Raw genomic sequence first — 12,915 nt, forward strand, 5'->3', positions numbered from 1 at the left:
CCCTAAAATTGGAAATAAAGAAAAGGTGAAAAGGAATTAGCAGCAAGGCTACTGAGCGCTAATAAAAAGCCTGCCCACAGTAATAAGGAGTTAAAACCTGTTGCTCGTTGCATAAAGTAATTATCTTTATTACCCAAGTAGTAACGTTTATTAATAATGCCAGCAATTAATGTCCAAAGCACCGTGATAGCTAGGAAAGCAACGGTCATTCTTGAGCTGCCATAAATATAAATATCTAAATCACCAAAGCCATTTAAACCAAATAGTGAGCCATAGATATCAATACTGTGGTTTAAATTACTAGTAAAGAAGAGAGGCATTGCTAATAAAACTAAAAATACAGCGCGAATGTATCTTAGGAACTTCCAAGGTGTATTTAATTTGGTGGCAACACCAAAAACACGCTCTAATGCCATACAGGTGCCTAAGTAGAATCCCCAAAGAACCATTGCTGCACTAGCACCATGCCATAGACCAGAAACGGTAAGAGTGAAAATAATGGCTAATAATGGATTCATTATTTTGTTACGGACGAGTGGCATAAATAAGTAGTCCCGTAAATAATGAGCAAGTGTTATATGCCAGCGTTGCCAAAACTCAGTAATACTTTGTGAAGCATAAGGTTGGTTAAAGTTTTCAGGAAACTTAAAGCCCATCATTAATGCTAATCCAATAGCCATACAGCTGTAGCCAGCAAAGTCAAAATATAGTTGTAGGCATGATGCAACTAATCCAAACCATGCCTCAAAGAAATGTAAGGTATTTTGTCCAAGGAATAGGGCATTAATGCCAGCTAAATTATCAGCAATTAATACCTTCATAATAAAGCCTTGGAAAAATCGGCAAACGCCTAAAGAAAATATATCTAGTGAATGTTCACGGTGTTTAAATTGGGGGGCTAATTCGCTGTATCTTAAAATTGGCCCAGCCACCAAGTGAGGAAAGAGGGAAACAAAAGCTGCAAAATCGATAAAACTTTTAGTAGGCACAGCATTTTTGCGGTATATATCTACAATATAACTTAATGCATGGAATACATAAAAAGAGATACCCAACGGTAATAGAATATTAGTTAGGGTAAAGGTATTAAAACCTAAAGGTTCTAGTACAGCGTTAATAATTTCAACACCAAAATTAACATATTTAAAGTAGCCTAATGTTGCAAGGTCGCCAATGACACCTACCCATAATATTCGGAATGCAGCTTTTTTATTGTTTTTATCCAGTTGTTTTTTAATCAGTAAGCCAAGCCAAAAGTTCCATGCAGTAATACCAATAAAAAGCAATAGGAAATCTGGGCGCCACCATGCATAGAAAAGATAACTAGCAATAACAATAACGGTAGAGCGCCAACTTGCTTTTACTGAATAGTAAACAATAAAAAAAGTAGGTAAATATAAAAATAAAAAAACGTTCGATGCAAATATCATTGTTAGTACCTAAAAACTAAACCTAGTGTAATTTGATAGTCATCACCTACTTTTTTAGCGGCACTACCACTTTTAAAGTAACTTAGGTTGAGTAATGTATTCATGGTGAAGTGTTTGCCTTGATAGTTGTAAGGAAACATTTGCCAGTAATAATTAATATCAAAGACTTGACCAACTGATTTACTACCAGAAAGATTGTTATTAGAAATTTGTTGATTACGTTCACGATTTATCTCTTGGCTTACACGAATAGGTAAGCCAGCAGAGCTATTACGTAGCTTAATATCACTGATACGAAAATCTACTCGAGTACGGTCAGCAGGATTAGTCTGAATACCTATGCCATAGAACATTAAGTTACTCATGTCTAAGCGCACAAATGAACTTACTAGTCGTGTACTATAGCTACCAGGTGTAGTTAAACGGTCTGTTTGGATTCTATTAAGTTGATAGCCATGGTATTGATCTTTTGGATTATCAGTTAGGCCACCATACACAAATACTCTAGGTTTCCATGGGGTGCTATCAAATCTTTTACCAACTTCGCCTAATAACAACCATCCATTTATAGAATTTTTTTCGGTATTATAATTGTCATCAATTGTTCGTCTTTTTCCTTGCATACGAACAAATTCAACATGATAATCATTAAAAAGGGGAGAGACTCGTTGATCATCACCCTTAATGAAAACACCTATACGACTTCCTTTAAAATCATTAGAGTCATCAATACGTCTACCTGAATAGTCGTTTTCATAGAGGAAACGAGTACCTAGCCAGTTACGTGGACTCCATTGCCATTCATATTGTCCCATTACATAAACAATTTTTTTATCTTGTTCATCTAATTTGTTAACGTCAGTATTATAGTTCCAGAACTTTTGACTGACTGCTAGAAAACCTGAGTTTAAGGTGTTGTTATAGTCAAACCTGATAGACTCTAAACTGTCGTCCCACCAAATGCCATATCTATCATAGAAACGCTGTCTACCAGCAGTGATTGAATATCTTGGATCATCCCATAATAGGCCACGACGAATATAAAACTCTCTTAATTCAGCATAAGCATAACGTGGTCTTTTAGTACTACGGGTATTTTCATAGTTACCACCATCTTCTTGTAAGGATGGAGAGTAGTATTTTGAGTCATAGTTTATCCATGCACGGGTATAGAATGTCCATTTTGGCCACTTTTGTTCAGGAGAAAACCAGTAAAAAGAGGGTTCATAGCGTAAACTATAGAAGTTTTTACGATCACTGCCTAAAGCTGAATTTTCAGGACCTCTACCAAACTGTGTAGTTACTTTATTATAGAAAAGAGAAGTAACAGGTGGTAGCTGCCCATCAACTAATTGTGCTGGAAGTTCTCCTATATCAGAAAAGTCGTTCTCTTCTTGTGCCCACGTATTGAAAATAGGGGAAAAAATTATTATGCAAGAACAGGGTATTTTAATTAGCCATTTCATAGTTGATACTCCTTGGCTAGTTGTTTATATAAAGTACGTCCTTGTTGCTCTTCTTGTTTTGTCATGTCATTCATTAATTGTTTTTTTAGTCCAGAGGCCCTGAACTCTCCTAACTCATTAGCTAATAATACATAAGCATAAGCTTTGGCTTTATCTCGGCAGATTGCTCGACCTTGATAGTAAATACCTGCAATAGCATAGAAGGCAGATGGGTATCCTTTTTTAGCTTCACCTTCTAGTATGGTTATAGCGCGATATTGATCTGGCTCGTCTAATACACCTCGACTATATAGAGTAGCTAGTAACGTATTGGCAGAAGGGTATTGCTCTTGCTGTAATTGCTGAATTAACTCATAACTTTTAGGTGGATTAAGCGTATTCCAACTACTTACCATAGAAACTGATACAGTTAATGCTTTAGCATTTTGTGGCTGAGTTGTAGCTATTCTTTCAATTAAGCCTAGAGCTTCTTCTGGGGTATAGCTATCAGGTAATGAGGTCATCTTATTAACTTTGGAAACCATAGCAGGTACCCAATTACGCTCGATTGCTTTATCTAGCCAAAAATTAACTTCATTTTCATCTTTAGAAAATTGTTCAGTTATTTGCTTGCGTAATTCCTCTATTTCAGCTTTAACTCGTTCATTAGCTGCTCCAGTTAAGCCTTTATTTTGCTCATGGAATTGTCTACCTTTTAAAATAGCTAAGCTACGTTGAGTTGAGAAAACAGTATCTAATATTGATGCAATACTGTGTATAGTAGTTACTGGTAAATTATCTACTTGATCTTGTAGACTACGTGTATATAACGGAAATAGTGTATCTTGCTTATCGCCTAACAGTTTGTAGTAGCGAAAAACAGCACGACTATCGCTAAAAAAAGCTTTTTCATAGAGTTGTAATGCTAATGTTTTATTACCTTGTTGCTCTGCTAATACCGCTCTATAAAGTTCTGGGCGGCAAAAAGCTAAACAAGATGATTGATAAAGAGAGATTAGTTCTTCGGCCTGTTTATTATTAATAAAGTTTGGATAAGTAACAAAAACCTCTAACGTTGCTGTAAGGGTTTGTGGATCTCTTGTTAAGGGATATTGTTGTAAAGATCTTTTTATATAGTTAGCTTGTCTTTTACGCAAACGCATGTTGTTGTCTAATATTCTAGCCATTGCGGTAAGTGCAGGTATTTCTCCTTGTCCTTCAGCAAATGCTTTTTTAAATAACACTAAAGCTTCTGTACTATTAGCCATGCTATTTTGTTGAACTAGCTGATTACCTAGTAATAACATTGATTGTCTATCACCAAACTTTACTAGTTTTCTTAAATCTTCCATTACATCAGCATTAGGATCTTTAAATAAGGCATAACGTATTTCATCTAAACCACGACTAGCTAATGCAACATCAACTGTACAAATAGTGGCTGCAAGTGAGATAAGAAAGTAAACAATCCCTTTTTTCATAACTTATTCCTAAAAACTAAAAGGTAATCCTAAGAATAAGTTTACAGATACTGGCTGCTGATAACTTTCTTTAGGTAATGGCTTATTAGGTTCAATAAATAAAATAGTACTTTGGGTACGATTATCAATTTGTGTTCTAAAAATTTTTCCTTCAATTGTTTCCCTGCTGTTATAAGCATTGATGGTAATACGGCTTATTTTGTTTAGATTATTTAGTTTGCCGTAAGGAATAGTGGCTTTTACATAAAGTTTTTCATTTTTTGGTACTAAATATAATAAAGGGGATTCTTTATAAGAAAAGCCTTTAGGAATAGGGTATGGGTAAAAAACTTCACAATTACAAGGGCTATTAATAACAGTTTTTACTGTAGTTCTAGCTAATAACTCATTAGTTTCTTCTGGTGTTAGTTTGTCTAACATTTGCATATCAGAAAGATTAGTAAAATACGTGGCTAGTTGAGTTGAAATACTAACTAACGGTTCACCTTCAACTACTGAAGTCTGATTTGGTTTTAGTAATAAATTAAGGTAACCATTATCCGGCATGCTAATGGTATAAGTGTCTGCACTAACAACTGCTTCAGTTGGTGTTAAGGTAAAGAATAATAAGTAGCTTTTATAAAGTACAAAACTTAATGCAAGTAAACCCACTATAGTAAATAGCAGTGTACCTATAATGGCTTTTAGTCTTTCTACTATATTTCTTTGAGTGGCATCTTTTGTTTTACGGCTTTTAATATAGTTCTCACGTTGCATGATATTAAACAGGCCGCTAATATCAACTACCTCACCTGAGGTGTAGGAGACAATAAGATAACGTAAAATATCACATTTGCCAGCATCTAAATCTATAAATTGGCAACCATACTTTTGGTTGGTTCGAGATACTACCTTTAATGTTACCTCAATACGTATCTCAAGGGCATTCATAGGTAAAGAAATGAGTGAATGTAATAAAGTCCCTTTAGGTATTTCTCCATAATGATTGAAAGAAATACCACCAAGAGAAACATCTTCTATATCTGTTTCTGTGATGAACTCTTGATTATTTTCCTTTGTAATCGTTACTTTTGCAGGAATTTTTGTACGAATATGCTGGCGTTCATCAAGTGCTTCATGCACTATTTTGGGTCCTTCTTGACTGCCAGTAGTTGATTTGTTATCCATAATATTACTTTATTAACTCACGGTTTAAATTTATTTATTGATATCTATTGCTAGAGAAACAATACAAAGAAAAATGGCAATAGCAGATAGCATGGTTATCTTTGATGTCCAGCGATTAAGTTTTGTGTCAAAGCTAATATTTTGATTTAAAGTTGTTTTTTGTCTTGTCCATTGTTGCCTATCTAAGTGAAATACAGCGTTAATTTTCATCATTGAGCCAATAATTTGGTTGTAATAGAGTGCAAAAGGATATAGCGGATCTACTGGATGCTTAGAAAATACAAATAGCATACATACAATGCTACGCGTGATAAGTATCCATAGAAAATAAATATAGAGAAATTGGATGCTAATAAGTAATGAAGCAGTAAGGGCTACGGTTAGACCAAATAAGCTAGTCCACATAGAAACGCGTTGATCATAGAGTACGTATAATGTAAATAAACCTAATTGTTTTCGTAATAACTTTACGGCTCTAAAGTTTTGTCTTAATGAGTTGCCATACCAACGAAACATGAGTTGACGTGTTGCCTTTAAAAAATATTTACTAGGGGGATGTTCAACAGTTAATGTATAACTATCTGGTACATAGAATGTATCCCAACCAGCACGTTTTAGACTAAACCAAGAAGACTTATCATCGCCTGTTAGAAATTGAAATTTACCTAATCGCCAGTGTTGTAGATAGTCGGCTTCTACGTCTCTAATAAAATCAAGATCCATCATTAAGCTAGCACGGAAAAAGGAAAGGCGACCTGTGAGAGTTAACACCTGATGACTTAATGACATGGAGCACATGCTAATATGACGTTGTACAAAACGCATATTGTGCCAACTCGTTAGTAATCTACCACCTTTAACAATACAGTATTCATTGGTAGTCATTCCTCCTACATTAGGAAGTAGAGCAAATAATCGACAAGCCTTATCTACACAACCGGGTAACATCATCGTATCGCCATCTACAACACAAGCGACGGCATCATGAGCTGGTGCACGTCTTGATAATGCTCTAAAAGCATGCGCTAGCCCATCTCTTTTACCTGTTCCTCTAGCCCTTACAATCACTAGTGTAATATCTGGTCGGTCTTTAATCTCTTCACGCATAATCTGTTTAATAAAGTACTCATCACCTGCTTCAACAATAGAGGCGATAATAGTACTGGGAACAGGAATGCTACTTAATTCTTGAAAGATAGATTGGTAAACTTTATAAGTGGTTTCTGGTGGAATACGAAAACTAGTGACTACCATGAAAATATGCGAGGGTAATGTTTGATCTCCCATTTTATCAGCGAGTTTACGCAACCTTGGAAATGCCCAATATAAAAAATACATGCCACGTATATAATGTAATATGTTGTTGCTATATCGCCATGTACCCACAACACCAATTAAAAAGATAAATTGATGGCTGCTTGAGTCCAAATACTCACGGTCTACAAGCGAGGCAAGAAAAATAATAAGTGTTAATAGCATGAGCCAGCCAAATGCTTTGGAGCAAAAAGTGTTTTTTGACTTGGCTACAAATTTAACGCTCATTAACCAATTTCTCCTTGGTTGCAGATACAACATTTAAGCGCCCATAACGATCTTCAAATCTTTGAATATCATCCTCACCAAGATAACTACCTGATTGAATTTCAATAACCTCTAATGGGATATGACCAGGATTTGATAAACGATGTATTGAGGTGATGGGAATATAAGTAGATTGATTCTCAGAAAGAATAAACTCCTTATCATCGCAAGTAATTAACGCTGTACCTGTCACAATAACCCAGTGTTCTGCTCGGTGATGATGCATTTGCAGGGATAGGGTGGCACCTGGATTTACAGTGATACGTTTAACTTGAAATCTATTGCCATAATCAATGGTTTCGTAACAACCCCAAGGTCTATAAACTAAGCTATTAGTTTCTGATTCTGGGCGTTTGGCTAATTTTAATTGTGTCACTAACTCTTTAATGCTTTGAGCATTATCACGATGAGCAACTAAAACAGCATCAGGTGTTTCAACAACAAGTAAGTTTTCTACACCTAATAGAGTGACTAATCGTTTTGATGAAAAGGCTAAGTTGTTTTTACTATCTTTTAAAATAACATCGCCATAGCTAACATTACCTTGTTTATCTTTATCGCTAATTTCCCATAACGAGTTCCATGCACCAATATCATTCCAACCTGAATCAAGAGGAACAAGCATTGCTTTTTGCGTTTTCTCCATAACACTATAGTCAATAGAGTCATCTGGACATTGAGCAAAGGTTTTAGCATCTATATAGAGGAATTGGTCTTTATATTGGCTAGCTTGTAATGTTTGTTTGCATGCTTCATAAATAGCAGGTGCATATTGCAACAGTTCATCCAAGTAACTGCTGCATTTAAAAACAAACATGCCACTATTCCAATAGTAGTTTCCTTGCTCTATAAAAGACTGAGCTGTTATAGCATCAGGTTTTTCTATAAATTGTTCGACATTGAGGGCAGGGGAAGCTTTATCTGTTGTTGGATGACATTTTATATAGCCAAATCCTGTTTCAGGCTTATCGGCTTTAATACCAAATAATACCAGTTGCCCTTGTTCTGCCACTTGCTCTGCAATAGCTAAGGCTTGATGAAAACGAGTTTTGTCTTGGATGAAGTGATCAGCTGGTAATACCACCAACGTTTCATCTCTACCTTGTTCCAATAACATCATTGCTGTTAAAGCTACCGCTGGAGAAGTATTACGACCAAAAGGTTCTAATAATATACTATCAGCTGTTACATCAATTTGAGCTAGCTGTTCCGCTACAATAAAGCGATGTGCTTCATTACATACAACAATAGAGCCTGTCGCTTTTGTATCTAGCCTTAATAAAGTTTCTTGCAATAATGTTTTGTCATTTAATAATGATAAAAACTGTTTAGGATACTGTCCCCTTGATAAGGGCCAAAGGCGCGAGCCATTTCCACCAGACAAAATTACCGTAATCAACGTTAGCCTCCTACTAAAAATAAGCAATCAATAGCTGTTCTCAAACTACCAGCAAATACCCTCTTGTTTTGCAGAGCCATTTTTATCTAATTGAGGAAGGAAACCTACAAGATCCAGTACTTGTTTATTTTCATGAATATTTTGGAGAATATCCCCAAAATCCTTATTATTATTTCCTAAAATAATAATATCTGAGGAATCAATTGCCTCTTCTAAGTTTTTAGTAAGTAAACAAGATATATGAGGAATCTTAGATTCTATATATTCTTTATTAGCCCCAAAAACTCTGGCATACTCAACATTATGATCGTAAATTTTTAGCTCATATCCTTTGCCAATTAATATTTCAGCAAGTTCAACCAATGGGCTTTCACGTAAATCATCAGTACCAGCTTTAAAGCTAAGGCCAAGCATAACTACTTTACGTTTGCCATAACTATCAATAATATTGAAAGCGTTACGAACTTGTTGTGTATTGCTATTCATTACCGATGATAACATTGGTGTGATTACATCTAGTTGAGATGCTCTATAGTTTAAAGCACGCATATCTTTTGGTAGGCAAGAACCACCAAATGCAAAACCAGGTTTCATGTAATAACTTGAAATATTGAGTTTATCATCTTGGCAAATGATACTCATAACGTCCCGACCATCTACTCCACAGGCTTTTGCGATATTGCCGATTTCATTAGCAAAAGTGACTTTTACAGCATGCCAAACATTGCATGTGTATTTAATCATTTCTGCCACTTCAATGGGTCTACGCAGAATAGGGGCTTCAAGATCTGAATATAGCTCTTCTAGTAAATCACCAGATTTACTATCTAGTTCACCAATTACTGTAATGGGTGGATAATCATAGTCTGCAATAGCTGTACTTTCCCTTAAAAACTCTGGGTTAGTCGCAATACCAAAGTCAACACCTGCTTTTTTGCCAGAGGTGGCTTCTAAAATAGGAATAACGATGTTTTTGACTGTACCAGGTAATACAGTACTGCGAACTACTACCGCATGATAAGTAGCTTTATTTCTAAGCGCTTGTCCTATTTGCTCACAAACATTTTGTAAGTGAGTAAGGTCTAAATCACCATTACGTTTACTCGGTGTCCCTACGCAAATTAAAGAAATATCTGAATGGTTAATAGCTTTTGCTACATCCTTTGTACCAGTTAAACGATTTTCTTTAATACCCTCAGCCAATAACTGCTCTAACCCAGGCTCCACAATAGGAGATTTACCTCGATTAATCAGATCAATTTTAGCTGAATGTACATCTACACCAATTATTTCATGATTACGTTTTGACAGGCACGCGGCGCAAACAACACCAACATACCCTAAGCCAAAAATACTTATACGCACGTCTGCTCCTTAATCCTTGTGATAGTCCTACTGCATTCCTGAACTTATCGATCCAAATAAGTGTTTATTCAATTTGTTATATTTATATAACTACTTAATTCTAAACCAAAATAAAAATGTCAATTAATAAATAGAATAAAATTGTGAAAGTAATCACAAAAAGAGCAAAAGACAATAGTATATTTTCTTGCAATATAGTATAAGCACCTAAAATTAATAAGGTTTTTATTATTAATTTCTTTTTTAATGCTTTCCTTTATATCGCTAAACTTCAATACTCCAATCTCTCTATAAAAATTGAATTGCTTTCTTAATCTTATTAAATGATAATCATTATTTTTTAAGGAAGGGTTATTTATGTATAATATTATTAAAATAGGAGTGGTTAGTTCATTATTAATTGGTGGTTTAGCAACAGCTAATGAAACAGAAAAAAAGACAATATCAATTAATCCTAAAAAAGTTGTATCTTTTGATTTGGGTATTGCTGATAGTTTAGATAAATTAGGTGTGAGTGTTAAAGCTTTACCTAAACAAAGCTTACCTAATTACCTAGATAAATTTAAAGCTGATCAATATGCAGATGTCGGTGGGCTAAAAACACCTAATATTGAAAAAATAAAAGAAATTAAGCCAGATTTAATTATTATTTCAGGTAGACAGCAAGCTCAATATAAAGAGTTCGCAGCGATAGCGCCTACTGTTAGTTTAACTACTAACCCTAAAGATTATGAAAGCTCAGTTAAAAATAATATGTTATTTTTAGCAAAAACATTTAATAAGCAACCTCAAGTTGATGCAGCTTTACAAGCGTTAGACAAACAAGCAACAGCTATTCAACTACAAGCAAAACAATCTGCTAATAAAGCACTTATTGTTGTTCATTATAATGGTAAGTTAGTTGCCTCTGAACAGAGCAATTATGCTGGGCTTATTCATGGCTGGTTAGGTATTAAAGCTATAGGTTTAGAAAGTGTTAGAAAGGGTAACAATGCAGAACGTTTAATGTTATCTAATAAAGATGTTGCCTATTTAAATCCTGATGTTTTATTTGTAATTGATCGTAATGAAGCAATAGGTGAGGGTAAGTTAGATAAAAATACTGTAGAAGATAGCAGCATGCAAGAAACCAATGCTTATAAAAATAAACATATTATCTATTTAACGCCAGATCTTTGGTATTTATCTGGTGGTGGTTTAGAGAGCTTAACATTACAAATGCAAGAAGTAGCAAAAGCATTTCAATAGTATATTAAATATAAAAGAACCCTAAATATTGGGGCTCTTTTATGGCTAAATTTAATAATTATTTAATAAACACAATAAAGAACAACATTATTAATTAAATGTTAGATAGGGATTTTATAGGTTATTTTAGACCTAGAGCAATAATTCTTTTAATAAAGAAACATTTGCCAATATTTGATATCACCAAATAAAAAAATTTATTAGTCTCCTTAAAATTGTTTTAGTTTTTATATAAACATAAATAACCAGCAAAAAGTAACAGGAAGTGAATTATGGCCTTGGATAAAGGTATGCCATTAACTACTTTTGCTACTTCTCCATGCAGAGCAAGTAATAGCCATTTAGTGCCTAAAAACTCCTCTGTACTGCTGTTAGGGTTAGATTTTGGATCAACTACTAGCAGTGCTTTAGTTGCTCGTTCTCATATCCTTACTAATAGTATCACTGGCAATATGGAGCTGGGTGATATTAAGATAATTTTTCGTTCAGAAATTGTTTTAACCCCTTTTATTAATGACCATATTGATGAAAAGAAAGTAACACAACTATTAGACTTATGGTTTGAACAATGTGGCTATCAAGCTGAAGACTTTTTTGCTGGTGGTGTCATTATTACAGGGCTAGCCGCAAGACAAAAGAATGCAGAGTTTTTGGCCAAGTTAATTGAAGACCGAATGGGAGAAATCCTAGTTGCCACAGCAGATGATCCTAATTTTGAATCATGGTTAGCCTTTATAGGGGGATGTGGTGCTTTAAGCCGTTACCGTAGCACTACACCCATTGTCAATTTGGATATTGGTGGCGGCACTACTAATCCAGCGATTGGTCTTAATGGCAAAGTTATTCACACAGGTTGTTACTTTATTGGGGCAAGACATATACAGTTTGAGCCAGGTAGCTATCGAATTCGTGCTTTAACCCCTGAAGCGATTACTTTATTTAAACGTCTAAATATCCATAAGCAGGTTAATGATGTTTTAACTTTGGAAGAAGTTAATAATTTCCTAGTGTTCTATGTGCAGGCATTAGAGAACATTGCTCAAGGCAATATAGCATTCTTTAATTCTGCTGAGTTATTACCAATACAACAAGTTCCTTTTAGTTATGAGCTAACAGCTAATCCAGTTGCCATTACTTTTTCAGGTGGTGTTGGTGAATTAATTTACCAAGCTATGGCAGGAAAAGGTTTACCTCCAACTACATTTTATGGTGATTTAGGGATTGATCTAGCCAAAGCCATTATGGCTTCTCCAATACTATCTCGCTCATTAACAACTATTATTCCCGAAAATGAAGGACGGGCCACTGTTTATGGCTTAGCTCTGCACAGTACAGAAGTTTCTGGTGCTACTTTGTATTTACCTGATCCAAATGTTTTACCAATAAAACATTTACCGATTGTAAGTCGTTGTTCAGGAGATATTAGTAAACCTGAGTTATATGAAGCATTAAAACTCATTTGCCAAAATCATATGGGAGGTTGTTTACAAATATTTATTGCTGACTCTATAGGTTATCGTACGAATAAAGTAAACATGATTCGGACATTAGGTCAGATGTTCTATGAAATATTAGAGGAATTACAACCAGCTAAGAGTGTACCTATAGTACTGCTAGTTGATTGTAATATAGGTAAAAGTTTAGGTGCTTATGCTACCCAGTGGGGGAAGCTAGCTTTGAATTTAATAGTTGTTGATGAGGTTCTGTTAAAGGATGCTAGTTTTGTTAACTTAAGAAGGCAACATCAGCAAGTTATACCTATTTCTTTTTATGGAATTAAATAAATTAGTATCTTTATG

General features: G+C 34.8%; 9 protein-coding genes. 2 read left to right on the forward strand and 7 right to left on the reverse strand.

Translation table 11 applies throughout. From position 1 onward, the window contains the following. Positions 1-2 precede the first annotated feature (2 nt). The 7 genes from MTZ49_RS11910 to MTZ49_RS11940 are packed head-to-tail and all read right to left on the reverse strand — an operon-like array spanning position 3 to position 9,868. On the reverse strand, positions 3-1,430 hold the full coding sequence (locus tag MTZ49_RS11910) for an MBOAT family O-acyltransferase (RefSeq protein ID WP_264745761.1): 1,428 nt from the start codon (positions 1,428-1,430) through the stop codon (positions 3-5). 2 nt (positions 1,431-1,432) lie between these two features. After that, positions 1,433-2,896 (reverse strand): ion channel protein AlgE, encoded by a 1,464-nt coding sequence (locus tag MTZ49_RS11915; RefSeq protein ID WP_264745762.1) that lies wholly within the window; start codon positions 2,894-2,896, stop codon positions 1,433-1,435. Beyond that, entirely contained in the window at positions 2,893-4,356 is a 1,464-nt protein-coding gene (locus MTZ49_RS11920; RefSeq protein ID WP_264745763.1) for a sel1 repeat family protein, read from the reverse strand. Before MTZ49_RS11920 ends, MTZ49_RS11915 begins: the two co-directional genes overlap by 4 nt. 9 nt (positions 4,357-4,365) lie before the next feature. Beyond that, positions 4,366-5,523, reverse strand: a complete 1,158-nt coding sequence (locus MTZ49_RS11925) for a PilZ domain-containing protein (protein WP_264745764.1) — start codon at positions 5,521-5,523, stop codon at positions 4,366-4,368. Between the two features lie 30 nt (positions 5,524-5,553). Further along, positions 5,554-7,065 (reverse strand): glycosyltransferase family 2 protein, encoded by a 1,512-nt coding sequence (locus MTZ49_RS11930; RefSeq protein WP_264745765.1) that lies wholly within the window; start codon positions 7,063-7,065, stop codon positions 5,554-5,556. Beyond that, the gene (locus MTZ49_RS11935; RefSeq protein ID WP_264745766.1) at positions 7,055-8,503 is read right to left on the reverse strand and encodes a mannose-1-phosphate guanylyltransferase/mannose-6-phosphate isomerase; all 1,449 of its coding nucleotides are present in this window, start codon (positions 8,501-8,503) and stop codon (positions 7,055-7,057) included. The genes MTZ49_RS11930 and MTZ49_RS11935 overlap by 11 nt, the downstream gene beginning before the upstream one ends. 45 nt (positions 8,504-8,548) lie before the next feature. Then, positions 8,549-9,868, reverse strand: a complete 1,320-nt coding sequence (locus tag MTZ49_RS11940; RefSeq protein ID WP_264745767.1) for a nucleotide sugar dehydrogenase — start codon at positions 9,866-9,868, stop codon at positions 8,549-8,551. Between the two features lie 357 nt (positions 9,869-10,225). On the opposite strand from MTZ49_RS11940, the gene MTZ49_RS11945 reads away from it, so the two are divergent. Continuing rightward, positions 10,226-11,116: a siderophore ABC transporter substrate-binding protein gene (locus MTZ49_RS11945; RefSeq protein WP_264745768.1), complete on the forward strand. Its 891-nt coding sequence runs from the start codon at positions 10,226-10,228 to the stop codon at positions 11,114-11,116. Positions 11,117-11,388: 272 nt separating this feature from the next. Beyond that, on the forward strand, positions 11,389-12,900 hold the full coding sequence (locus MTZ49_RS11950; RefSeq protein ID WP_264745769.1) for an ethanolamine ammonia-lyase reactivating factor EutA: 1,512 nt from the start codon (positions 11,389-11,391) through the stop codon (positions 12,898-12,900). Positions 12,901-12,915 lie beyond the last annotated feature (15 nt).

The organism is Entomomonas sp. E2T0 (assembly GCF_025985425.1).
Classification (GTDB): Bacteria; Pseudomonadota; Gammaproteobacteria; order Pseudomonadales; family Pseudomonadaceae; genus Entomomonas.

Excerpts from the sequence above, each read along its gene's own strand:
- MTZ49_RS11915 (WP_264745762.1), bottom strand. The coding sequence starts at position 2,896 with ATGAAATGGCTAATTAAAATACCCTGTTCTTGCATAATAATTTTTTCC.
- MTZ49_RS11930 (WP_264745765.1), bottom strand. The coding sequence starts at position 7,065 with ATGAGCGTTAAATTTGTAGCCAAGTCAAAAAACACTTTTTGCTCCAAA.
- MTZ49_RS11945 (WP_264745768.1), top strand. The coding sequence starts at position 10,226 with ATGTATAATATTATTAAAATAGGAGTGGTTAGTTCATTATTAATTGGT.
- MTZ49_RS11920 (WP_264745763.1), bottom strand. The coding sequence starts at position 4,356 with ATGAAAAAAGGGATTGTTTACTTTCTTATCTCACTTGCAGCCACTATT.
- MTZ49_RS11910 (WP_264745761.1), bottom strand. The coding sequence starts at position 1,430 with ATGATATTTGCATCGAACGTTTTTTTATTTTTATATTTACCTACTTTT.
- MTZ49_RS11925 (WP_264745764.1), bottom strand. The coding sequence starts at position 5,523 with ATGGATAACAAATCAACTACTGGCAGTCAAGAAGGACCCAAAATAGTG.
- MTZ49_RS11950 (WP_264745769.1), top strand. The coding sequence starts at position 11,389 with ATGGCCTTGGATAAAGGTATGCCATTAACTACTTTTGCTACTTCTCCA.